General features: G+C 68.2%; 22 protein-coding genes, 1 tRNA gene and 1 pseudogene. 9 read left to right on the top strand and 15 right to left on the bottom strand.

Annotated elements, in window-relative coordinates; genetic code table 11:
- Positions 1–2: 2 nt before the first annotated feature.
- From truA to E5K04_RS04715, 10 genes are all read right to left on the bottom strand, one after another.
- Complete coding sequence (gene truA, locus E5K04_RS04760) at positions 3–812, bottom strand: tRNA pseudouridine(38-40) synthase TruA (RefSeq protein ID WP_136551747.1); 810 nt, start codon at positions 810–812, stop codon at positions 3–5.
- Entirely contained in the window at positions 788–1423 is a 636-nt protein-coding gene (locus E5K04_RS04755; protein ID WP_136551746.1) for a hypothetical protein, read from the bottom strand. Before E5K04_RS04755 ends, truA begins: the two co-directional genes overlap by 25 nt.
- 18 nt (positions 1424–1441) lie before the next feature.
- Entirely contained in the window at positions 1442–3805 is a 2364-nt protein-coding gene (locus tag E5K04_RS04750) for a FimV/HubP family polar landmark protein (protein ID WP_168929156.1), read from the bottom strand.
- 161 nt (positions 3806–3966) lie between these two features.
- On the bottom strand, positions 3967–4971 hold the full coding sequence (locus E5K04_RS04745) for an aspartate-semialdehyde dehydrogenase (protein WP_136551744.1): 1005 nt from the start codon (positions 4969–4971) through the stop codon (positions 3967–3969).
- Positions 4972–5046: 75 nt separating this feature from the next.
- Entirely contained in the window at positions 5047–6159 is a 1113-nt protein-coding gene (gene asd / locus E5K04_RS04740; RefSeq protein ID WP_136551743.1) for an aspartate-semialdehyde dehydrogenase, read from the bottom strand.
- 115 nt (positions 6160–6274) lie between these two features.
- On the bottom strand, positions 6275–7342 hold the full coding sequence (gene leuB / locus E5K04_RS04735; protein WP_136551742.1) for a 3-isopropylmalate dehydrogenase: 1068 nt from the start codon (positions 7340–7342) through the stop codon (positions 6275–6277).
- Positions 7343–7365: 23 nt separating this feature from the next.
- On the bottom strand, positions 7366–8004 hold the full coding sequence (gene leuD / locus E5K04_RS04730) for a 3-isopropylmalate dehydratase small subunit (RefSeq protein WP_136551741.1): 639 nt from the start codon (positions 8002–8004) through the stop codon (positions 7366–7368).
- A gap of 11 nt (positions 8005–8015) precedes the next feature.
- Positions 8016–8159 (bottom strand): entericidin A/B family lipoprotein, encoded by a 144-nt coding sequence (locus tag E5K04_RS04725; protein ID WP_136551740.1) that lies wholly within the window; start codon positions 8157–8159, stop codon positions 8016–8018.
- Complete coding sequence (gene leuC / locus E5K04_RS04720) at positions 8156–9565, bottom strand: 3-isopropylmalate dehydratase large subunit (RefSeq protein ID WP_136551739.1); 1410 nt, start codon at positions 9563–9565, stop codon at positions 8156–8158. The genes E5K04_RS04725 and leuC overlap by 4 nt, the downstream gene beginning before the upstream one ends.
- Before the next feature lie 172 nt (positions 9566–9737).
- The gene (locus tag E5K04_RS04715; RefSeq protein ID WP_136551738.1) at positions 9738–10898 is read right to left on the bottom strand and encodes an MFS transporter; all 1161 of its coding nucleotides are present in this window, start codon (positions 10896–10898) and stop codon (positions 9738–9740) included.
- 88 nt (positions 10899–10986) lie between these two features.
- Between E5K04_RS04715 and E5K04_RS04710 the strand changes: the two genes are divergently transcribed.
- Complete coding sequence (locus E5K04_RS04710) at positions 10987–11244, top strand: hypothetical protein (RefSeq protein WP_205700292.1); 258 nt, start codon at positions 10987–10989, stop codon at positions 11242–11244.
- 50 nt (positions 11245–11294) lie between these two features.
- Here the strand turns inward: E5K04_RS04710 and E5K04_RS04705 are convergent, their stop codons facing one another.
- A complete protein-coding gene (locus tag E5K04_RS04705) occupies positions 11295–11687 on the bottom strand; it encodes an RNA-binding S4 domain-containing protein (protein ID WP_136551737.1) in 393 nt (130 codons plus the stop codon).
- Positions 11684–12337, bottom strand: a complete 654-nt coding sequence (locus E5K04_RS04700; protein WP_136551736.1) for a fumarylacetoacetate hydrolase family protein — start codon at positions 12335–12337, stop codon at positions 11684–11686. The genes E5K04_RS04705 and E5K04_RS04700 overlap by 4 nt, the downstream gene beginning before the upstream one ends.
- Positions 12338–12570: 233 nt before the next feature.
- On the opposite strand from E5K04_RS04700, the gene E5K04_RS04695 reads away from it, so the two are divergent.
- From E5K04_RS04695 to E5K04_RS04685, 3 genes are all read left to right on the top strand, one after another.
- Positions 12571–14337 carry a PHA/PHB synthase family protein gene (locus E5K04_RS04695; RefSeq protein WP_136551735.1) on the top strand — a complete coding sequence of 589 codons (1767 nt, stop codon included), beginning with the start codon at positions 12571–12573 and terminating at the stop codon, positions 14335–14337.
- 111 nt (positions 14338–14448) lie between these two features.
- The gene (locus E5K04_RS04690; RefSeq protein ID WP_136551734.1) at positions 14449–15630 is read left to right on the top strand and encodes an acetyl-CoA C-acetyltransferase; all 1182 of its coding nucleotides are present in this window, start codon (positions 14449–14451) and stop codon (positions 15628–15630) included.
- 124 nt (positions 15631–15754) lie between these two features.
- Positions 15755–16120 carry a hypothetical protein gene (locus E5K04_RS04685; RefSeq protein ID WP_136551733.1) on the top strand — a complete coding sequence of 122 codons (366 nt, stop codon included), beginning with the start codon at positions 15755–15757 and terminating at the stop codon, positions 16118–16120.
- A 51-nt stretch (positions 16121–16171) separates the two neighbouring features.
- Here E5K04_RS04685 and E5K04_RS04680 read toward each other — a convergent pair.
- Positions 16172–16916, bottom strand: a pseudogene (locus E5K04_RS04680) (sporulation protein).
- Positions 16917–17020: 104 nt separating this feature from the next.
- Here E5K04_RS04680 and E5K04_RS04675 point away from each other — a divergent pair.
- The 4 genes from E5K04_RS04675 to efp are packed head-to-tail and all read left to right on the top strand — an operon-like array spanning position 17021 to position 20974.
- The gene (locus tag E5K04_RS04675) at positions 17021–18841 is read left to right on the top strand and encodes an aminopeptidase P family protein (protein ID WP_136551732.1); all 1821 of its coding nucleotides are present in this window, start codon (positions 17021–17023) and stop codon (positions 18839–18841) included.
- The gene (locus E5K04_RS04670; RefSeq protein ID WP_136551731.1) at positions 18838–19161 is read left to right on the top strand and encodes a cupin domain-containing protein; all 324 of its coding nucleotides are present in this window, start codon (positions 18838–18840) and stop codon (positions 19159–19161) included. The genes E5K04_RS04675 and E5K04_RS04670 overlap by 4 nt, the downstream gene beginning before the upstream one ends.
- Before the next feature lie 52 nt (positions 19162–19213).
- A complete protein-coding gene (gene earP / locus E5K04_RS04665) occupies positions 19214–20353 on the top strand; it encodes an elongation factor P maturation arginine rhamnosyltransferase EarP (RefSeq protein ID WP_136551730.1) in 1140 nt (379 codons plus the stop codon).
- Between the two features lie 57 nt (positions 20354–20410).
- Entirely contained in the window at positions 20411–20974 is a 564-nt protein-coding gene (efp, locus tag E5K04_RS04660; RefSeq protein WP_136551729.1) for an elongation factor P, read from the top strand.
- 175 nt (positions 20975–21149) lie between these two features.
- Here the strand turns inward: efp and E5K04_RS04655 are convergent.
- Positions 21150–21234: transfer RNA gene (locus tag E5K04_RS04655), tRNA-Leu, on the bottom strand.
- Between the two features lie 158 nt (positions 21235–21392).
- On the opposite strand from E5K04_RS04655, the gene E5K04_RS04650 reads away from it, so the two are divergent.
- Positions 21393–22082, top strand: coding sequence for a Bax inhibitor-1/YccA family protein (locus tag E5K04_RS04650; protein WP_136551728.1), 690 nt, complete (start codon positions 21393–21395; stop codon positions 22080–22082).
- A gap of 49 nt (positions 22083–22131) precedes the next feature.
- On the opposite strand, the gene tilS is transcribed toward E5K04_RS04650, so the two are convergent.
- Positions 22132–23352 (bottom strand): tRNA lysidine(34) synthetase TilS, encoded by a 1221-nt coding sequence (gene tilS, locus E5K04_RS04645; RefSeq protein ID WP_235844276.1) that lies wholly within the window; start codon positions 23350–23352, stop codon positions 22132–22134.
- Positions 23353–23394 lie beyond the last annotated feature (42 nt).

Here is a 23394-nt window from a genome sequence, read left to right as displayed (position 1 = left end):
AGTCATCTCCACAAGGCGAGCCGAGCCGGCTGGGCGCAGCTTGGCAGGCCGAAGGTTTCGGGGTAGCCGACGCCGGTCAGGTAGAGCCCGTCCGGCATGAAGGTCGGTGGTGCGTAACGGCGCTCTCGCCTGGCGAGCAGTTCGGCCAGGCCGTCGAGGCTGAGTCGGCCGCTGCCGGCATAAACCAGCGCGCCGACCAGGTTGCGCACCATATGGTGCAGGAAGGCATCGGCGGTCAGGTCGAAACGGATCAGCCCGTCCTGCTCGTCGACGTCGAAGCGCTGCAGGTGCTTCTCCGGGCTCTTGGCCTGGCACTCGGCGGCACGGAAACTCGAGAAATCGTGCCGGCCCAGCAGGAAAGCGGCCGCCTCGCGCATCGCGCCGGCGTCAAGCGGCGCGTGGTACCAGCCAACCTTGCCGGCAAGCAGGCTGGGTCTGACCGGGTGGTTGAGCAGGAAATAGCTGTAGCTGCGCGAGAAGGCGGAAAAGCGCGCGTGAAAGTCGTCGCCGACCTCGCGCGCCCACACCACGGCGACTTCCGGCGGCAGGTGGGCGTTGACGCCGCGCACCCACGCCGAGAGCGGCCGGCGCGCGGTGGTGTCGAAATGGGCGACCTGCATCGCGGCGTGCACGCCGGCGTCGGTACGACCGGCGGCCGCGCACACCACCGGCTCGTGCGCGATCACCGACAGCGCGCGGTTGAGCGCGTCCTGCACCGTATTGCCGTCCGGCTGGCTCTGCCAGCCGCTGAACGCGCGGCCGTCGTACTCGACGCCCAGCGCAATCCTTACCCCCACCTTGCGATCGTCCATCCACTCACCAGCACGCATACCGCGACCAGACACCATTCGCGTGTACGCCATTTGCAAAGTAACAACTCTACCCTATCCGGCCCCGATACCGCCACGTCCTGATCCAGCGCGCGACCCAGCCGCGCCCACAACGCCCTGAAGGGCACCCGACCCAACGCGTCGACCGCGTCCAACGTCAGCCACAGGCGCACGGCGAGCGTATCGGCGGGAAACCCCAGACGGGAGAGCGGGCGGAACGCCTGGTAGAACGCGCCGAGCAAGGCCGGCCGCGGGCTCGCGGCGATAATCGCGCGCACGGCGAGCACCGCGCACAACAGCCGCGCCGCTTGCGTCGCGCCGGCCGCCAGCCCCTGGCGGGTCGGCGCCCAGCGCGCGTCAAACAGCGCGTCGCCCGGCGTCGTCCACGCCATCACCGCCATGAGCGAGAGCAGCAACCAGCCCATCCGCCGCAGGGTCGAGCCGAGCAGCGCCGGCCGGAAACAGGCGGCAGCCGCCGCGGCAAACCCGGCCAGCCCCCATACCAGCGGCGCGGGCGCGAACGCGAGCAGCACGCAGAGGTTCAGCCACGCGAAAAGCCAGGCGCCGGGCAGCATGCACTCAGGCGCCGCCATCCGGCACGGGTCCGCTCATCAGAGCTTGGCCAGCATCTGGCGCGCCTCGTCGCGCAGGGCGCCACCGGCCTCGCCGAGCAGTTCGTTCAGCACTTCGCGCGCGCCCTCCTTGTCGCCCATGTCGAGGTAGACGCGGGCGAGGTCAAGCTTGGTCGACAGCGGGTCGTCGTGCAGCGCGCGCTCTTTCGCGTCGTCGGCACCGCCACCAAACTCGGTGTCGAGGTCGAAATCGAACGCGGCAGGCGCGGCCTTGACGGCTTCTTCGCCTGGCGCGGCAAACAGCGCGTCGACGTCCGCAGCCGCGGCAGCTGCCGGCGCCGCCTGTGCCTTCGGCGCGGGCTCGGCAAACAGCGCGTCGAACCCCTCGGGCTCGGCCGGCGCAGGCGCCGCGACCACAGGCTCGGAGACAGCAAAGAGGGCGTCGAAGCCCTGCCCTGTCGGCGCGGCCTTGGGTGCCGGCGCCGCTTCCACCTCGACCGGCGCGGCCAGGTTGAAGTCGAAGTCGAGCAGGTTGCTGTCGGCAGGCGCCGCCGCGGCCGGGGTGACCGGCGCGCTCGGCGCAGCCGGTTTTTCCTCGGCGAACAAGGCGTCAAGGTCGAAATCCAGCGTGTGCTTGTCGGCGGCCGGCTCGGGCGCCGGCGCTGGTGCCGCCTCGACGGCGATGACCGGCTCTTCCGCTGCCGGGGCAGGTGCGGCCTTGGCCTCGGGCTCGGCAAACAGCGCTGCGAGCGGGTCGGCGTCGGTGGCGGCGGACGCGGCGCGGGGCGCCGGCGGCGCTTCGGCTGGTACCGGCACGCCAAGCTCGGCATCCAGGTCGATCGGGCCGGACTGCGGCGTGGCCGCGAACAGGGGTTCCGCGTCGGCCAGCGCATAGAGCGGGTTGCCCGCGTCGAGCGCCTGCCCCAGCGCGACCGAGCGCGCCCACAGCGGGCCGCGCCCGTCGGTCGCCGCCTTCAGTTCGGCCGCCTGCTGCGAGAACGCGCCCTTGTTGCCGCGCTGCGCGTAGATCTCGAGCAGCTTGACCCGCGCCTCGTGGCGGGTCGGGTCCTTGGCCAGCGCGTCCTTGAGGATTTCCTCGGCCTGCTCGTCGCGGCCGTAGGCAAGATAAACCTCGGCCTCGGCGACCGGGTCGACCTCGCCCGCGTCCAGCCCGCCCAGGTTGCTGCGGGTGAAGTCGGTCAGGAAGGTGTTGCCGCCGGAGAGCGCGCTGGCCCCCAGCGGCCCCGCGCCCAGCGCGTCGACCTGGGTCAGCGAGCCGACACCGGCACCCAGGGTCGCGCCCAGCTGTTTTTGCGCGCGACGCTGGCGGGCCACGCGTACGCCCAACAACGCCAGCAGCAAGGCCGCCAGCCCGCCGCCTAACAGCGGCAGTTTCTCGAGCAGGAAGTCGACCATCGACGGCTCGGGCGTCACTTCGCGGAAGGGTTGCTGCGCCTGCGGCTTGGGCGCGGCGGCTGCCGGCGCCGAAGCGCCCTGCTGCATCGATTTGAGTTGCGCCTCGAGGCGGGCGATCTTGGCGAGGGTCTCTTCCATCTCGCGGTCGCGGCGGGCGATTTCCTGCTCCAGCGCGAGCTGGCGGGACGCCGGATCGCTCGCGGTCTCGGGAACGGTCAGCTTGACCACTTCGGCCGGCGCGTTGCCTGCCGGCGCGACTGCCGGCGCGGCAGCAGGCTTGGGCTGCGGCGCGGGCGCGGCCTTGGCCGGCGCACGCTCGACCGGCTTGACCGGCGTGGCGGACGTGCGCACGGCACCGCCGCGCACCGCGGCGTCCGACGGCACCCGGAGCACCGAACCCGCGAGCATTCGCGACGGGTCGCCCCCTGCAAACGCCTGCGGGTTGGCGGCGACGATCGCGTCCATGGTCTGCGCGAGGCTCGCGCCCTGCGGCCGCACGGCGCGCGCGACCGACATCAGCGTCTGGCCCGGCTCGACGCGGATGCGCCCGCCCATCACGCGCGGCGCGGCAGGCACGGCCCTGGCCGGCGCCGGCGCCGCGAGCGGCAGGTCCTGCTCGAGCACGCGCTGGCGCAAGGGGTAGTCGGCCGGGTCCAGCAGCACCGTGTACTCGCGCAGGCTGCGCCCGGACGGCGTACGCGCCTCGACGACGAAACGCAGGAAGGGCTCGTTCAGCGGCTGGCTGGAGGTGACGCGCACGTAGGCCTTGCCGCCCTGGCGCACCACCGAGAAGCGCAGCGAGGAGAGCGCCGGCGCGTAGTCGACACCCAGTTCGCCAAACGCCTCGCGGCTGGCGAGGCGGACCGACAAGTCCCCCGCACGCGCGTCTTCGCCGCTGAGCGGGATGCTGGCCCGCAAAGACTCGCCCAGGTGCGAATTGACCTGGATGCCGCCCAGCCCCGCCCATGCGGTCGAGGCAAACAACATCGACACCAAAACAGCGCCCAGTTTTCTTGTAGTTTGCACGGTCACAGCCTGCCTTCCGGTCCTCGGTTCGATTGGAATCGTGGCGGCCGCGTATCCCCTTACGCCGCCGCCACGATATTTGTTCGCGATAAATTACACGAAAGATTAATACATATCACTAATTAGCCACAGCAACCGGCCGCCAGCATGGCTTCTGCGCCACGCACGATCGCCTGCGCGGCGCCCGCCTTGACGTTGTCGGCGGCCAGCCAGAACTGCACGCGCCGGCCGTCAACCCGCACGCGGCTCACCCAGACCGCGTCGGTGCCGGTCGCTTCCATCGGCGTGATGTACGGGCCGTACGCGTCGTCCTTGCCGACCACACGCAGCCCGGCGCGCGTGAGCGTTTCTACCACAGTCGCCGCCGTGACCGGCTGATCCAGCTCAAGCGCGACCGCCCAGCCGTGGCCGAAGAACACCGGCACGCGCACGCAGGTCGGCTCGACGACGAGTTCGGGCAGGCCAAGCAGGCGGCGCAGTTCGCTCACGATGGATGCCTCTTCGGCCGACACGCCGGCCTCGTCGGTGTCGCCGATCTGCGGCAGCACGTTGAAGGCGATGCGCTTGGCGAACACGCCGACTTCGGCGTCGCGCTGCGAGAAGAGCGCGGTGGTCTGCTCGGCCAGTTCGCGCATCGCCTCGCTGCCGGCACCGGACACCGACTGGTAGGTCGCGACCGTCACCCGGCCCAAGCCCAGGCCGAACGGTGCGAGCGCCATAGCTAGCGGCGTCACCGTGCAGTTGGGCACCGAGATCAGCCGCTCGCCGTCGGACGGCATCGTCTCGGCCACGCCCGGCGCGTAAAACGGCACCGCCGGGTCGGCGCGGTACGCGCTGGAAAAATCGACCACCGCGCAGCCGGCAGCGAGCGCGTCCGGCACGAAGCGGCGCGCGGTGTCGGCACCGGCGGCCAACAGCACCATTTGCACGTTCTCGAAGTCGAAGTCGTCGGTGAAGGCGACGTCGAGTTCGAGGTTGCCGAAGGACACGGTCTCGCCCTCGTACTTTTCCTCGTCCAGCGCGTAGACCTTCGCCAGCGGCAGGCCGCGTTCGGCCAGCATCTCGAGCACGGCCTCGCCGACCAGAGTCTTGGCGCCGATCAGCGCGAGGGAAATCTTGGTGTCCATTTTTGTCTCCGAAAAAGCAGGAAAGGCGCCGCAGCGCCTTTCGGGGGTTCAAGCACAGGCGGCCATTGTAGCCGTTCAGCGCTCGATCAGGATGCGCAACATGCGGCGCAGCGGCTCGGCCGCGCCCCATAGCAGCTGGTCACCGACGGTGAACGCCGACAGGTAGTCGCCGCCCATCGCCATCTTGCGCAGGCGGCCGACCGGCGTCACCAGTGTGCCGGTGACCGCCGCCGGGGTCAGTTCCTTCATCGACGCCTCGCGGGTATTCGGCACCACCTTCGCCCACGGGTTGGCCGCGGCGAGCATGGCTTCGATCTCATCCAGCGGAATGTCGTTCTTCAGCTTGATGGTCAGCGCCTGGCTGTGGCAGCGCATCGCACCGACGCGCACGCACAGGCCGTCGACCGGCACCGGGTTCGCGCTGCGGCCGAGGATCTTGTTGGTCTCGACGCCGCCCTTCCACTCTTCCTTCGACTGGCCGTTACCGAGGTCCTTGTCGATCCACGGGATCAGGCTGCCGGCCAGCGGCACGCCGAAGTTCTGGCTCGGGAATTCGTCCGAGCGCAGGAAGTCGGATACCTTGCGGTCGATATCGAGAATCGCCGAGGCCGGGTTGGCCAAGAGATCCTTGACCTCGGCGTTGACCGCGCCCATGCCGTTGAGCAGCTCGCGCATGTTCTGCGCGCCGGCACCGGAAGCCGCCTGGTAGGTCATCGAGGTGACCCACTCGACATGGTCGTTCTGGAACAGCCCGCCCAGCGCCATCAGCATCAGCGACACCGTGCAGTTGCCGCCGACGTAGTCCTTCACGCCGCGCGAGAGCGCGTCGTCGATCACCGTGCGGTTGACCGGGTCGAGGATAATCACCGCGTCGTCACTCATGCGCAGCGTGGACGCCGCGTCGATCCAGTAGCCCTTCCAGCCGGCCGCGCGCAGCTTGGGGTAGATCTCGCCCGTGTAGTCGCCTCCCTGGCAGGTGACGATCACGTCCATCGCCTTCAGTGCGTCGATGTCTTTCGCGTCCTTCAGCGCCGGCACGTCGCGGCCGATATCCGGGCCCTTGCCGCCCACATTGCTGGTGGTGAAGAACACCGGCTCGGTGATCACCGCGAAATCGTTCTCCTCGCGCATGCGCTGCATCAGCACCGAGCCCACCATCCCGCGCCAGCCTACAAAACCTGCTCTCATCGTCTTTCTCTCTTTGATCCCAATGAATTCTTGTGTGTGCCAGTAGCCTGGCCGCGTACCGTGTAGGGTGGGTTAGGCCGCAGGCCGTAACCCACCAGGCACGCCACCCGGCCATTTACAGCGCCGCGACCACCGCGTCGCCCATGCCCGAGCAGCTGACCTTCTCGCAACCGGCCTCGAAGATGTCGGCGGTGCGCAGCCCCTGGGCGAGCACCTTCTTCACCGCGTCCTCGACGCGTACTGCCGCGGTCTCTTCTCCCAGACTGTAACGCAGCATCATCGCGGCGGACAGGATGGTCGCCAGGGGGTTGGCGAGGTTCTTGCCGGCGATGTCCGGCGCCGAGCCGTGCGAGGGCTCGTACAGGCCCTTGCCCTTCTCGTCGAGCGAGGCCGAGGGCAGCATGCCGATCGAGCCGGTCAGCATCGACGCCTCGTCCGACAGGATGTCGCCGAAGATGTTGCCGGTGACCATCACGTCGAACTGCTTGGGCCTGCGCACCAGCTGCATCGCCGCGTTGTCGACGTACATGTGCGTGAGTTCCACTTCCGGGTACTCGCGCGCGACGTCGATCATGACCTCCTTCCAGAACTCGGTGGTCTCCAGCACGTTGGCCTTGTCCACCGAACAGAGCTTCTTGCCGCGCTTCATGGCGGCAGCGAACGCGACATGCGCGATGCGGCGGATCTCGCCCTCGCTGTAGCGCATGGTGTTGTACGCCTCGCGCTCGCCCAGCTCGTTCACCGCGATGCCGCGCGGCTGGCCGAAGTAAATGTCGCCAGTCAGCTCGCGGATGATCAGGATGTCGAGACCGGAGACCACCTCGGGCTTGAGGGTCGACGCGTTGGCGAGCTCGGGGTAGAGAATGGCCGGACGCAGGTTGGCGAACAGGTTCAGATCCTTGCGGATCGCCAAGAGGCCGCGCTCGGGGCGCAGCGGACGGTCCAGCGTGTCGTACTGCGGGCCGCCGACCGCGCCCAGCAAGATGGCGTCGGCTTCGCGGGCGAGGTTCTGCGTGAGCGACGGGTAAGGCGAGCCGAACTCGTCGACCGCGGCGCCGCCCAGCGGCGCGAACGACCACTCGATGGCCAGGCCGTCGCGCTTGAGCACTTCGAGCACGCGCACGGCCTGCGCGATGATTTCCGGGCCGATGCCGTCGCCTGGCAGGATGGCGATTTTCTTCATATGGATTCTCCTTGAAACCTGTCTTAGGCGAACAGCCAGGGTTGCTCGGCGCGGCGCTTCTCTTCGAACGCGCGGATGTCCGCCGCGTGCAGCAGGGTGAGGCCGATCTCGTCGAGGCCGCCCAGCAGGCAGCGTTTGCGGTGTTCGGTGATCTCGAAGCCGAAGGCGGTGCCGTCCGGCGTCACCACCTGCTGCGCGGGCAAGTCGACCGTCAGCCGGTAGCCTTCGTTCGCCTCGCACTCGGCGAACAGGCGGTCGACCACCTCGGCCGGCAGCACGATGGGCAACAGGCCGTTCTTGTAGCTGTTGCTGAAAAAGATGTCGGCGAACGACGGCGCGATAACCACACGGAAGCCGTAGTCGTCCAGCGCCCACGGCGCGTGCTCGCGGCTCGAGCCGCAGCCGAAGTTCTCGCGGGCGAGCAGGATCTCGGCGCCCCGGTAGCGCGGGAAGTTGAGCACGAAGTCCGGGTTCTGCGGCCGCGCGGCGTTGTCCATGCCCGGCTCGCCGTGGTCGAGGTAGCGCCATTCGTCGAACAGGTTGGGGCCGAAGCCGGAACGCTTGATCGACTTGAGGAACTGCTTGGGGATGATCGCGTCGGTGTCGACGTTGGCGCGATCAAGCGGACACACCAGGGCGTCCAGGGTGGTGAATGCTTTCATGGCGTATCCCGTCAGAACTTGTTGGCGACGTCGCGGGCGGTGTTGCTGATCACCTGCCCGCCCTTCTGGATGTCCTGCCCCATGCCCTGCACGGTGTTGCAGCCGGTGGCCAGCACCGACGCGAACAGGAAGAAAAGGCTGCCCAGACGCTTCATGCGAGCGCCCTCACGTCGGCGAAGCGGCCGGTTACCGCGGCGGCGGCGGCCATCGCCGGGCTGACCAGGTGGGTGCGCCCGCCCTGCCCCTGCCGGCCTTCGAAGTTGCGGTTCGACGTCGACGCGCAGCGCTCGCCGCTCGCGAGCCTGTCGGCGTTCATCGCCAGGCACATCGAGCAGCCCGGCTCGCGCCATTCGAAGCCGGCCTCGGTGAACACCTTGTCCAGCCCCTCGGCCTCGGCCTGGCGCTTGACGAGGCCGGAGCCCGGCACCACCAGCACGCGCTTGACGGTGGCGGCCTTCTGGCGGCCGCGGGCGACGCTGGCCGCCTCGCGCAAGTCCTCGATGCGCGAGTTGGTGCACGAGCCGATGAACACCACGTCGACGCCGATATCCTGCATCGGCGTGCCGGCGGTGAGGCCCATGTACTCGAGCGCACGCGCCATGCCGGCGCGCTTGACCGGATCAGTCTCCTCGGCCGGGTCCGGCACCTTGCCGTCGATGCCGACGACCATCTCGGGCGAAGTGCCCCAGGTCAGTTGCGGGACGATGGCCGCGCCGTCGAGCACCACCTCGTGGTCGAACTGCGCGCCCGCATCCGACACCAGCGTGCGCCAGTAGGCGACGGCCTTGTCCCACGCCTCGCCCTTGGGCGAGAGCGGACGGTCCTTCACGTAGGCGATGGTCTTGTCGTCGACTGCGACCAGGCCCGAACGCGCGCCGGCCTCGATCGCCATATTGCAAAGCGTCATCCGGCCTTCCACCGACAGGCCGGCGATCGCCTCGCCGGCAAACTCGATCGCGTAGCCGGTGCCGCCGGCGGTGCCGATCACGCCGATCACCGCCAGCGCGACGTCCTTGGCGGTCACGCCGTCGCCCAGCTTGCCGGTCACGGCCACCCGCATGTTCTTCGACTTCTTGGCGACCAGGCACTGCGTCGCCATCACATGCTCGACCTCGGAGGTACCGATGCCGTGCGCGAGCGCGCCGAACGCGCCGTGGGTCGAGGTGTGGCTGTCGCCGCACACCACGGTCATCCCCGGCAGCGTCGCGCCCTGCTCCGGCCCCATCACGTGGACGATGCCCTGGCCCGGGTCCTTGAACGGGAAGTACGCGCGCGCGCCGAACTCGCCGATATTGGCGTCCAGCGTCTCGACCTGCAGCCGCGAGATCGGGTCCTGGATGCCCTGGTCCCAGTGGTCGGTCGGCGTGTTGTGGTCGGCGGTCGACACCACCGAGTCCTTGCGCCACAACGGACGGTTCGCCAGTTTCAGCCCTTCGAAGGCCTGCGGGCTGGTCACCTCGTGCACCAGGTGGCGGTCGATATACAGCAGACAGGTGCCGTCCGCCTCCTCGCGCACCACATGCGAGGCCCACAACTTGTCGTACAGGGTTTGTGCGCTCATGGTCTTGTCGTCATCGGTTTGCAATCTGGATAAGCCATTCTGTCATAGCGTCCAACCCTGTTACAAGCACCATATTCCGCACTGCAAAAGCATCGTCACACCCTAGGGCAAACCCTTGCCAGACAAGGCTTGCACCCGATTGGACAGCCTGTCCGAAAAATGGACACACCGTCTAATTTACGCAATCAGGGTCTCGAGGCGCCAGCGAACGCCAGCCCAGCGCACAGGCGGCCAGCGCCGCCAGTGCGCTTACGCCAAACACCAGCGGCGCGCCGCCTACCGGCCACAGCACGCCGCTGGCGAGCCCGCCCAGGCTGCCGCCGACGCCGAAGCCGGCGACGATGTAGAGCCCTTGCGCGCGGGCGCGCTGGTGCGGCTCGAAGGCGTCGTGCAGCAGCGCGACCGCCGCCGCGTGATGCACGCCGAAGGTCAGCCCGTGCATGAGTTGCGCGAAGATCGCGAGCGCGGGCGACGACAGCGCCGAGGCGATCAGCGCGAAGCGCAGCACCGCGGCCGCCAGCGAGAGCTGCATCAGCCTCGCCGCCGGCCAGCGCGCGGTGAGGCGCGGCATCAGCCAGAACATCAGCACCTCGGCGCCGACGCCGGCCGCCCACAGCAGGCCGACCGCGTCGCGCGGGTAACCCGCCCCTTCCAGCGCGATCGAATAGAACACGTAGTAAGGGCCGTGCGCGAACGCCATCAGGAACACCACGGCGAACAGCGCAAGCACCGGCCGCTGCGAGAGCACCCGGCCGATCGGCGCCCTGGGCCCGGCACGCTTGGGCGGCGCGACCTCGGGCAGCGCGCACGCGGCACCGGCCACCGCGACCAGCGTCGCGGTGGCGAGCCACGGCAAGGCGGCGATGCCCAGCGTATCGAGCAGGAAGCCCGCGCCGACCGACAGCACGATGAAGCCGACCGACCCCCACAGTCTCACCCGGCTGTAACGCCCGGGCGAGCCGCGGGTCAGCTCGGCGGTGCCCGCCTCGACCAGCGGCAGCGGCGCGGCCCAGAAGAACAGCGCGAGCGCGAGCGAGCCGAACAGCCAGTCAAAGTCGCTGCGCACGCCCACCAGCGCGAAAAGGCCGGCGGCGGCGAGCGAGGTCGCGACGATGATGGGCCGGCGCCACCCCAGGTGGTCGGCCAGCGCCCCCCACAGGCCGGGCGCGACGATACGCGCGAAGGTGGACAGGGAAATCAGCACCGAGATCTGCCACGCGGAAAACGACAGCGACGCAAGGTACGGCCCCCAGAACGGCGAAAACAGGCCGAGGAAGGCGAAATAGGCGAAATAGAACGCCGCGAACGGCGCGAGGGAGACAGAGGGATTCATGGGACGGGATTATAAGGGCGGCTGACAGCGCGCCGCGCGTCGTCCATAACCATGAGGTCGGCCCAGCGGCCACCAAGGGAGTCCGCGCATGAACGCAGCCAAACGCATCCGCCACTTCATCGAGTCTGGCGAAGACGCCGAACAGGTCGAGGTCCTCAAGGCGCTCGCACGCGCGCTCGAGTACGGCGACGCCTTCGACGTGCGGACGCTGTACGAGATCGACATGCGCTACTTCGAGGCCGCGCTGGAACTGATGCGCGACTGGCGTTTCGACCACCACATCCAGTCGCGCAGCCGGCTGATCGAGGCGCTGCAGGGCGAGGAGACGCCCCGCTCCGCCGCCTGACGCCCGCAGCACGCGCGGGCGGCACGGTTAGCCTCCCCGCAGGCAGGCCATCAGGATTCGCGCCAGCGCTCGAGCGCGCGGCGGGCCTTCTTGGTCGGCCGCCCTTCGCTATGTGCCTGACCGGCGTGCTCGGCCTTGATCAGCGCCTGGCGCGCCTCGCGCTCGGCGCGCACCGCCTCGTCCTCAAGGTACAGGAGACGCGCCTCGGCCGCCGGCCGCCGCTGCACCGCCAGCGCGAGCACCGTCAGCTGCCAGTGAAGCGCGCCCGAGCGCAGCGTGATCACGTCGCCGACCCTGACCGTGCGCGAAGGCTTGACGCGCACGCCGCCGATCTCGACTCGGCCCAGTTCGATCGCCTCGTTGGCGAGCGCGCGCGTCTTGTAAAAGCGCGCCGCCCACAGCCACTTGTCCAGACGTACCTTGTCCTCGTCCGCCGCGCTCATCGGGCGACCTGCCAGCTCGCCTGCACCACCCCCGCTAACGCAAGCAGCAGTGCGTCGCCCGGCTTGAGCGCGGCAACGCCCGCCGGCGTGCCGGTGTAGACAAGGTCGCCCGCGCTCAGGCCGAACACGCGCGACAGATAGGCAATCAGGCGCGCCGGCGGGAACAGCATGTGCGAGGTGTCGCCCGTCTGCCGGCGCTCGCCGTTGATGTCGAGCGTGAAGGTGAGCATCCCCGGGGCGGCGACCTTGCTGGCCGGCACGAAGGACGACACGCAGGCTGCGCCGCGAAAGCCCTTGCCCTTGGCCCACGGCAGGCCGCGCGCCTTGGCGGCGTTCTGCACGTCGCGGCAAGTGAGGTCCAGCCCCAGTCCGTAGCCGGCGACATGGGCAAGCGCGTCTTCCTCGGCGATATCGTTGCCGCCCTCGCCGATCAGGAGCACCAGTTCCGCCTCGTAATGCACGTCGGACGAGAAGGCCGGCAGCACGATGGCCTGCCCCTCGGGCAACAGCGCCGAAGTCGGCTTGAGGAACACCAGCGGCTCCTCTTCCACAGGGTTGCCAAGTTCGGCCGCGTGCGCCGCGTAGTTGCGCCCGATGCAGAAGATGTTTGCCGGGCGCACCGCGCGGCCGGCCAGGTCAAGTTCGTTCATGTTCCGTTCCCCCGGTCAATCTGCTGATTATCCCACGGCGCACGCGCGGGAGGCGCGCCGCTTGTGCGTCGCCGCAACACCCAGCTTGCGCCGCATCAATGAAAACGTCATCGAAGTAAACCTGTCATCGAAATATTGATACTCTGGAATTGGTCACTCGGCGTGCACCGGCCAACCCGGGACGCCGGCAGCAAACAACGAATTCAGGCATTACGACACCAAGGAGGACAAGCGTGACCCAGGAAGCCCCCGTATCGCTCGACCGTTTCTTCGCCAACCTGACCGAAGCGAACCAGAAGTGGATGCAGCAGTTCGTCAACACGATCTCGGCCAGGACCTGCAGCGAAGGGGAAAACCCCCTCGAACAGGGCTGGCAGCAGATGATCAGCGGCGCCACCCAGCTGATCGACCTGCAGACGCAGCTCTACCAGCAGCAGATGGGCCTGTGGATGCAGTTCCTCGGCCAGGGCAACGCCGGTGCGGCGCCCGCGCCGGCTGCCGACAGGCGTTTTGCCGCGTCCGAGTGGAACGACCACCCGTTCTACAGCTTCATCAAGCAAAGCTACCTGCTGACCGCCAAGTGGATGAACGAGCTGGTCGACAAGGCGCAGGTGCCGGACGACGAGAAGGAAAAGCTCGCCTTCGTCACCCGCCAGTACATCGACGCGATGGCGCCGACCAACTTCATGCTGACCAACCCCGAGGTGATCAAGCAGGCGATCGAGACGCGCGGCGAGAGCCTGGTCGAGGGCATGAAGAACATGCTCGCCGATATCGAGAAGGGCCATATCTCGATGTCCGACGAGAGCAAGTTCGAACTGGGCGAAAATATCGCGACCACGCCGGGCAAGGTGGTGTTCCGCAACGCGCTGATCGAGCTGATCCAGTACACGCCGACCACCGACAAGGTGCACGAGAAGCCGCTCTTGATCGTGCCGCCTTGCGTGAACAAGTTCTACCTGATGGACCTGCAGCCCGAAAACTCGATGGTCCGCCACTTCGTCGCGCAGGGCTACCGCGTGTTCCTGGTGTCGTGGCGCTCGGCCACCCCGGACATGAAGCACTTCAAGTGGGACAACTACGTCGAGGACGGCGTGTTCGCCGCCATCGACACCGTGCGCGACATCACCCGCCAGGACACCGTCAACGCGCTGGGCTTTTGCATCGGCGGCGTGATCCTGACCACCGCGCTCGCGGTGATGAAGGCCAAGGGCATCCACAAGGTCGACAACGCGATCTTCATGACCAGCCTGATCGACCACAGCGAGCCGGGCGAGATCCGCATGTTCATCGACGAGAAGCTGGTCGCCGAGCGCGAGGCCAAGGCCGACCAGGGCGGCATCGTCAGCGGCAAGGAAATCGGCCGCACCTTCGCGTCCTTGCGCGCCAACGACCTGATCTGGAACTACGTCGTCAACAACTACATGCTGGGCAAGACGCCGCCACCGTTCGACCTTCTGTACTGGAACAACGACTCGGTCGATTTGCCGCTGCCGATGCACACCACCTTCCTGCGCGAGTTCTACCTGAACAACGCGCTGACCCGGCCGGGCAGCCTCACCCTGTGCGGCGAGCCGGTCGACGTTGCCAGCATCGACATCCCGGTCTACATCTTCGCCGCGCGCGAAGACCATATCGTGCCGTGGAAGTCCGCCTACATGGGCCTGCCCTTCCTGACGGGCGCGCCGGAGAAACGCTTCGTGCTCGGCGCATCCGGCCATATCGCCGGCGCGATCAACCCGGTCACCAAGGACAAGCGCAACTACTGGGTCAACGACGCGCAGCCGGCCACCGCCGACGCGTGGTTCGAGAGCGCACAGAGCCTGCCGGGCAGCTGGTGGAAGGACTTGGACGCGTGGCTCGCGCCGCGTTCGGGCAAGGACGTCACCGCGCCGAAGAGCTTCGGCAACAAGGCGCACGCCCCGCTGTGCGACGCGCCGGGCGAATACGTGCGGGCCAAGGCGATGCTGCCGCTGGCCGCGCTGGTCGGCAACACATAACACACCGAGCAAACGCTCGAAAATGGCTGTTCAACGCGTTTGTTGCATGGCAACATCCGCGTTGCAGTCAAAACCCAGCCGCACCCGTACAAAAAGAGTCAGGAGAAACCCATGCAAGAAGTCGTCATCGTCGCAGCAAAACGTACCGCCGTCGGCAGCTTCGGCGGCAGCCTCGCCAAGATCGCCTCGCCCGAGCTTGGCGCGACCGTGATCAAGGCGCTGCTCGCCGAAACCGGCGTTAGCGCCGAAGCCGTCAGCGAAGTCATCCTCGGCCAGATCCTGACCGCCGGCACCGGACAGAACCCGGCGCGCCAGGCGCTGATCAAGGCCGGCCTGCCGGTCACCACCCCGGCCTCGTCGCTGAACGTGCTGTGCGGCTCCGGCCTGCGCGCGACCCATCTCGCCGCGCAGGCGATCGCGCTGGGCAACGCCGAGATCGTGATCGCCGGCGGCCAGGAAAGCATGTCGATGTCGCCGCACCTGTTGCCCGGCTCGCGCGACGGCTTCCGCATGGGCTCGGCGCAGCTGGTCGACCACATGATCCTCGACGCGCTGACCGACGCCTACAACGGCTACCACATGGGCATCACCGCCGAGAACATCGCAGAGAAATACGGCATCACCCGTGAAGAGCAGGACCGCTTCGCCGTCACCTCGCAGAACCGCGCCGAAGCCGCCCAAGCCGCCGGCCGCTTCGCCGACGAGATCGTGCCGGTGATGGTGCCGCAGAAGAAAGGCGACGCGCTCGCCTTCGACCAGGACGAGTTTATCCGCCAGGGCGCCACCTACGACGCGCTAGCGAAGATGCGCCCGGCCTTCAAGAAGGACGGCACGGTCACCGCCGGCAACGCCTCCGGCATCAACGACGGCGCCGCCGCGGTAATGATGATGTCGGCGAAGAAGGCCGCCGAGCTGGGGCTGACCCCGCTGGCCGTGGTGCGCGGCTACGCGCTGACCGGCTGCGCGCCCGAGATCATGGGCATGGGCCCGGTCGACTCGACCCGCAAGGCATTGGCGCAGGCCGGCTGGCGCCTGCAGGACCTCGACCTGATCGAGGCCAACGAAGCGTTCGCCGCGCAGGCGCTGGGCGTCGCCCGCGAGCTCGAGTGGGACCTCAGCAAGGTCAACGTCAACGGTGGCGCGATCGCGATCGGCCACCCGGTCGGCGCGTCCGGCGCCCGCGTGCTGGTCACCCTCTTGCACGAGATGAAGCGCCGCGAAGCCAAGAAGGGCCTCGCCACGCTGTGCATCGGCGGCGGCATGGGCGTCGCGCTGGCGATCGAAGCGGCCTGAGCCTGAGCCTGCTACCCGACAACGCCGCGCCGATGCGCGGCGTTTTTCTTGGCCCGACAAGGCGGGAACTTGTCGAATCTGCCATGCTCAGACTCTGGATTCCACAGCAAGAGAGCCTCCACGCATGAAACCCATGATCCCCGTCGCGATGACCCTGACCGTGCTGCTGGCCGCGTGCAGCGGCGAGGACACCGCCAAACTGCAGCAGGCCGCCTCCGCCGCCATCGGTGTCGCCAACAGCGACTCGAGCGCTTCCCTGAGCGACCTGAAGGCGCAGGCGTCCGCCGCCATTGGCGAATTGAAGGCACAGGTCAAGGACGGCAGCGCGCCGGTAGCCGAGCTCAAGTCGCAGGCGTCCGCCGCCTTCGGCGTCGCCAAGAAGCTCGGCGAGGCCGCCGCCATCGTCAACCCCGAGCTCAAGGAGCAGGTCGACACGCTCAAGCAGCAGGCGTCCGACGCCAAGGCCGTGCTCAAGATTCTCGGCAACTGAAGCTAGCAAGGCCGACAAGAAGCCGGGCAACGCCCGGCTTTTTTTACTGGCTCAACCCAAAGCGGGGATGCGTTCGCAGAGGCGGCGCGCCCAGTCGACCGTGGCGTAATCGCGCCCCATCGTCAGCACCGTGTAGCCGTCGCGCCCGAAGCGGGCGTCGATTTCGACCAGCACCTGGCAGGCGTCGCCGTCCGGGATGAAGGTCAACTCGATCTCCTGCAGCTGCCACTGCGAGCGGTACGGGCGCAGCTCGAACTCCTGATAGCAGCCAAGCGTGGTCGCGACCTGACCGGCACGCGCGGTGCCGGCCTCGACGTCGGTGCTGTAGAGCCCCCAGCCCAGCGTCTCGAACGCGGCGAACAGGGCCTGCATCTGCGGGGTCGGCGCCACTTCCAGCCAGTCGCGGTCGTCGTTGTCGCGCGCCTGCGCGATCGCGAGGTCGGTATGGATCCATACCGCCAACGGACGGCCATGGTGGTTCAGCAGGTTGACCGGCGTCTCGCGCGGCAGCGTCAGCGCGAACGGCAGCGCGCGTGTCTCGCCCGCCTCGATCTGCAGCCCGTCCGACACCCGCAGGCGACCCAGCGCGCGCTTCGCGATGCTCGTGGTCCCCCGACTCGACCTCGACTTCGGCCATCAGCAAGAGCTCGATCGCCTCGATGCGCTGCGCGACGCTACCGCCCTGCACCACCACCTCGCCGCTGAGCACCTCGCCCGGCGCGAGCCGCGGGTTGGCAAGCCGGATGTCGACCGTCGCACCGCCGACGCCGGCGGCAGCCAATAACTTCTTGAACATCGTTTGTCTCACTTCAAATGGGTGAAAACCGCCGGTAGGACATCCAGATTTGATGGCAGTTCCGGGTGCAGCCATGCTTGCCGCCCTGCCGATGCCGGCCGACAATGGTCGTTTGCAAACTACCGGAAACGGCCACGATGAATTCCGCCCTCCTTGCCCTGCGCGAGGCCATGCAGACACAAGGCTACGCCGCCTGCCTGATCCCGACCGCCGACCCGCACCTGTCCGAATACCTGTGCCCGCACTGGCAGGCGCGCGTCTGGCTGTCCGGCTTTACCGGCTCCGCCGGCACGCTGGTCGTCACCGCCGATTTCGCCGGCTTGTGGGCGGACAGCCGTTATTGGGAGCAGGCCGAGCACGAGCTTACGGGCAGCGGCGTCACCCTGATGAAGGTGCAGACCGCCGCCAGCCAGGAATACCTGCAATGGCTCGCCAACACGCTCAAACCCGGCGAGCGTCTGGCAATCGACGGCGACGTGCTGTCCAGCAGCGCCGCGCGCGCGCTGGAAGCGTTGCTGGGCACCGGCGGCGCACACATCGACTACGGCGTCGACCTGCCGGGGCAAGTCTGGGCAGACCGCCCGGCGCTGCCCGCCTCGCGCGTCTACGAACACATGGCACCGTGGGCGGGCGAGACGCGCGCCAGCAAGCTCGCGCGCGTACGCGCGGCGATGCGGGACGCCGGCGCCAGCTGGCACTGGCTCTCCACGCTCGACGACATCGCGTGGCTGACCAACCTCAGGGGCAGCGACGTCGAGTACAACCCGGTCTTCCTCGCCCACCTGTTGCTGTCAGAGGACAGCGCGACGCTGTTTGTCGACGCGTCGCGCATAGACCCGGCCCTTGCGGCCGTGCTCGCCGCCGACGGCGTCACCCTCGCGCCTTACGACACCGCCAAGGCCGCGCTCGCATCGCTGTCCGGCGGCACGTTGCTGCTCGACCCCGCACGCGTGACGCACGGCTTCGCGGCCGCGCCTGCGCCGGCCGTGCGCAAGGTCGAGACGATCAACCCGGGGACGCTTATGAAGTCGCGCAAGCTGCCGGCCGAGGCCGCGCAGATCCGCCGCACCATGGAAGCGGACGGCGCCGCGCTGTGCGAATTCTTCGCATGGCTGGAAGAGGCGCTTAAGCGCGGCGAGCGCGTCACCGAGCTGACCGTGGACGAGCGGCTGACCGCGGCGCGCGCGCGCCAAGCGGGCTTTGTCGGGCTGAGTTTCGCGACCATCGCAGGCTTCAACGCCAACGGCGCGCTGCCGCACTACCGTGCGACCGAAGCCGCGCACAGCGAGGTCAAAGGCGACGGCCTGCTGTTGATCGACTCCGGCGGCCAGTATCTGGGCGGCACCACCGACATCACCCGCGTCGTCGCCATCGGCACGCCCTCGGCCGGACAAAAGCGCGACTGCACCCGCGTCTTGCAGGGCGTGATCGCGCTCTCCAGCGCGCACTTCCCGGCAGGCACGCCCTCGCCTGCGCTCGACGCGCTGGCGCGCGCGCCCATGTGGCGCGACGGTGTCGACTTCGGCCACGGCGTGGGCCACGGCGTCGGCTACTTCCTCAACGTGCACGAGGGGCCGCAGAGCATCTCGCGCGCGGCAATCACCCCTGACAAGGCGATGCTCGAAGGCATGCTCACCTCGATCGAGCCGGGCATCTACCGCCCGGGGCAGTGGGGCGTGCGCATCGAGAACCTGGTGCTCAACGTGGCCGCCGGCAACGCGGGCTTCGGCGACTTCCTCGCCTTCGAGACGATGACATTGTGCCCGATCGACACCCGCTGCCTCGACCTTGCCCTGCTAAGCGCCGACGAGACTGCGTGGCTGGACGCCTACCACGCGCGCGTGCGCGAGCGGCTGTCGCCCCAGCTGGCAGGCGACGCGCTCGCGTGGCTGCTCGCCGCCACCGAGCCCCTACCCGCACGATGAACGGCCACCTGCTCTCGGCGCTGCCCGCGGCGCTCGACGCCGAGCGTTTCGAGACGCTCGTGCGCTCGGGTGGCGGGCGCGTCGAGCGCATCGTCTCGCACGGACAGGCCTCCCCGCCGGGGTTCTGGTATGAGCAAGACGAGGACGAGTTCGTGCTGCTGGTCAGCGGCGAGGCCGAGCTTGGGTTCGATGACGGCAAGCGGCTCACGCTCACCCCCGGCGCCTGGGCGTGGCTGCCCGCCGGCTGCCGCCACCGCGTCGAGCGTACCGCCAACGGCAGCGACACCGTCTGGCTGGCGGTGTTCTTCGGTGCGGCCTGACAACGCCCACGCCGTCCGTTTACAATCGCGCCCCCGCCGACTGGAGAGCCCCGTGCACTGCGACCTTTTCTGCAACGTCATCGACAACTTCGGCGACATCGGCGTCGCCTGGCGCCTCGCCCGCCAGCTCGACCACGAAAAAGGCTGGCGCATGCGGCTGTGGGTCGACGATCTCAAGAGCTTCGCGCGCATCGAGCCTGGCGTCGACGCGAACGCCGCGAGCCAGACGGTCGGCCGGGTCGAAGTCGTGCACTGGGTACCGGGTGTCGCCGCGCCCGACGCCATCGCCGACGTCGTGATCGAAGCATTCGGTTGCGCGCTGCCGCACCACTACCAGCAGGCGATGGCCGAACGTCAGGTGGCGCCGGTCTGGATCAACCTCGAATACCTGTCGGCAGAAAGCTGGGTCGAAGGCTGCCACGCGCTGCCCTCCCCGCACCCGCGCCTGCCACTGACCAAATACTTCTTCTTCCCCGGCTTCGGCGAGAAGACCGGCGGCGTGATCTGCGAAGCGGGCCTGACCCGTCAACGCGAGCGCTGGCAGGCCGACGCCGCCGGCCAGGCCGCCTGGTGGCAGGCACGCGGCGTCGCGCCCCGCCGGGGCGCCGAGCGCTGGGCCAGCCTGTTCTGCTACGAGAACGCGGCGGTCACGCCCTGGCTGCAACACCTCGCCAGCAGCGGCACCCCGTGGCGGGTACTGGTGCCGGCAAGCCGGGTGCTCGCCGACGTCGCGCGCGCGCTCGGGCAAGAGAAACTTGCCGCCGGCGACAGCGTGCGCCTGGGCCAGCTGCAGGTCGACGTGCTGCCGTTCACCGACCAGGCGGGGTTTGACCGCCTGCTGTGGAGCTGCGACGTCAACATCGTGCGCGGCGAGGACAGCTTCATGCGCGCGCAATGGGCGGCGCGCCCCTTCCTGTGGCACATCTACCCGCAGGACGAGGACGCGCACATGGTGAAGCTCGACGCCTTCCTCGAGCGCTACACCGCGTCGCTGGATGGCGCGACGCGCGACGCGCTGGTCACCGCGCAACACGCGTTCAACCGCCACCGAGGCCTCGCCGAACACTGGGACGCCTTCATCGCCAGCACGCCCATGCTGACCCGCCACGGCTGGCAGTGGGCCGGCCGGCAGCTCGTCGGCGGCGATCTTGCGACAAGACTGGTGCATTTCTGCGAAAACCGGCTACAATAGCCCGTTTCTCGGAACCGCTTTTCCGATTTAATTCAAGAGTTTGGGAACTTACACGCAATGAAAACCGCACAGGAACTCCGTCCAGGCAACGTATTCATGGTCGGCAACGACCCGATGGTTGTGCAGAAAGCCGAATTCAGCAAGTCCGGCCGTAACGCTTCCGTCGTCAAGATGAAGATGAAGAACCTGCTGACCGGTGCTGGCTCTGAAACCGTTTACCGCGCCGACGACAAGTTCGACGTGATCGTGCTCGACCGCAAGGACTGCACCTACACCTACTTCGCAGACCCGATGTACGTGTTCATGGACAGCGAATTCAACCAGTACGAAGTCGAAGCCGACAACCTGGGCGACACCATCAACTACATCGTCGACGGCATGGAAGACGTGTGCCAGGTGACCTTCTACGACGGCAAGGCGATCTCGGTTGAACTGCCGACCACCGTCGTGCGCGAAGTCGAGTACACCGAACCGGCCGTGCGCGGCGACACCTCGGGCAAGGTCCTCAAGCCGGCCCGCCTGGTAGGCACCACCTTCGAAGTGCAGGTTCCGGCGTTCGTGAACACCGGCGAGAAGATCGAGATCGACACCCGCACCAACGAATTCAAGAAGCGCGCCTAAGCAAGGCAGGCCGCATTCGGCAAGGCACCCTGCGGGGTGCCTTTTTGCTGGCCAAAGCAACGCGGGGTTGCCGCAGCACCAAAGAATGGGCGCAAAAAAGACAAAACCCGCGCGATACGGCTTAGCCATCATCGACACGGGTTTGTACTTGCAATCGCGGCCAATCAACAACCGCTGGTGCGAGGGATGAGACTCGAACTCACACGCCTTGCGGCGCTGGAACCTAAATCCAGTGCGTCTACCAATTCCGCCACCCTCGCCCCGTCTTGCCGGGCGCGCACGCCCGAAACAGGAGCGCGCAGCTTACACGCAGCGCCTGCCACTGGCAAGACAGCCACGAAAATTCCATCCATAATGGAAACCAATTACCATTGGTGAAGTCACACGCTCACCGCAACCCACAAGGAGACACAACCTTATGCAACCGAACCTTCACACGGCCTACACGAGCACCACTCAGGTCGGGTCCAGCCATAAGGTTCTGCGCAATACCTACGCGCTTCTGGCCCTGTCGATGATCCCGACCATCTTCGGCGCGGTGATCGGCACCAACATGAGCTTCGCGTTCATGGCGGGCAGCCCGATCATGTCCAGCCTGATCATGCTTGCCGTGCTGTACGGCCTGATGTTCGCGATCGAGAAGAACCGCAACAGCTCGATGGGCGTCGTGCTGATGATGGTGTTCACCCTGTTCATGGGCCTGCTGCTCGGCCCCTTGCTGCAGGTCGCGCTCAGCCTGAAGAACGGCGCGCAACTGGTGATGATGGCCGGCGGCGCGACTTCGGTCGTGTTCTTCGCGATGGCCGGCATCGCCACCACCACCAAGCGTGACCTGTCGGGCCTCGGCCGCTTCCTGACCGTCGGCGCGATCGTGCTGATGGTCGCCGTCGTCGCCAACATCTTCCTGCAGCTGCCCGCGCTGCAGCTGACACTGGCCGCGGCGTTCGCGCTGTTCAGCTCGCTGATGATCCTCTGGCAGGTCAAGATGATCGTCGACGGTGGCGAGACCAACTACATCTCCGCCGCGCTGACCATCTACATCGGCATCTACAACCTGTTCACCAGCCTGCTGCAGCTGTTCATGGCCTTCGGCGGCGACCGCGACTAAACTCGCGGCACAAATAAAAAGGCGGCCGAGGCCGCCTTTTTTCATGCCTTCAATCCGGCAGCCACACCGGCCGCCAACCCGCCTCCACCCTATCCTCCTGCGTGAACGCTACGCCCGGCACGGCGACCAGCGCCTCCCCACGGTAGAGCAGTGGCCAGCGCTCGCGCAGGCGCGGCAACACGCCCGCCTCCTGCAGCAATTGCTTGACCGTGCGCGTCCCCGCACGCTGCGCGAGGCGCTCGCCGCCCGCGCGCGCGCGCAGCGACAGCCCGCCCGCGAGCCACGCCATCGGCAAGCCCGGCGACGCGGGCTCGATACTGAGGCGCCCCGCCTCGCAGCGCAGCAACTGGGGACAGGCAAGCGCGGGTAGCGGCTGGCAGGCGGGCAGCACGCGCTCGCGCACCAGATGGATGCGGCCGCGGTAGTGCACCAGCGAGGCGCCGGCAAGCTCGAGCGCGACCGCGCCGGCGTGGCCGGCAACGAGCGCACCGCGGAACGATTCGAGCGCGGCCGGCGTCGGCAGGCCAAACCCGAGCGTCGCGCACCAGTGACGCAGAAGCTCGCGCTGGCGCGGCGGGGACAGCGCAAGCAAGCCATCCCGTGACAAGGCGTCTCCCGCCAGGCACGCGGCAAGGTCGGCGGCGGCGACTTCGTCCAGCACCGCGGCGGCGTCCGCCGCCAGTTGCGCCGAACGCGCAAGGTGCGCGCGGTAGTGCGGCAGCGCCGCGGCAAGCCCGGGCATCACCCGGTGGCGCAGCAGGTTGCGCCGCCAACGGGTATCCAGGTTGCTATCGTCGTCGACCCATCCGATGCCGTGCTCGCGCGCGTAGGCGAGCAGCTCGTCGCGGGTGCGCGCGAGCAGCGGCCGCCACAGCGCGAGCGCGCCGTCCTGCCGCCACGCCGGCATCGCCGCGAGCGCGCGCGCACCGCCGCCGCGCAACAGTTGCAGCAGCACGGTTTCCGCCAGGTCGTCCTGATGGTGGGCGAGCACCACCGCGTCGGCCGTGCTTTCGCGGTAGACGCGGTAGCGCTCGCGCCGGGCGACGGCCTCGAGCGACTGCCCGCCCTCGACCCGCACGGCCACCCGCCTGACGCGCAGCGGCACCTGCCACGCCTCGCACACGCGCGCGCAATGGGCGACCCACGCGTCGGCCTCGGCACTCAAGCCGTGGTGCACGTGCACGGCGCAAAGCTCAAAGCCGCGTTCCTTGCGCGCCGCGACCAACAGGTGCAAGAGCACCATCGAGTCGACCCCGCCGGAGAGCCCCACCTCCAAACGACACTGGCCGGACAATTCGTCCGGCCAGTGATC

Origin of the sequence: Crenobacter intestini (assembly GCF_004919095.1) — a bacterium.
Taxonomy (GTDB): Bacteria; Pseudomonadota; Gammaproteobacteria; order Burkholderiales; family Chromobacteriaceae; genus Craterilacuibacter; species Craterilacuibacter intestini.
The sequence above is the reverse complement of the archived record's forward strand: the minus strand, read 5'-3'. Positions and strand labels throughout refer to the sequence as shown.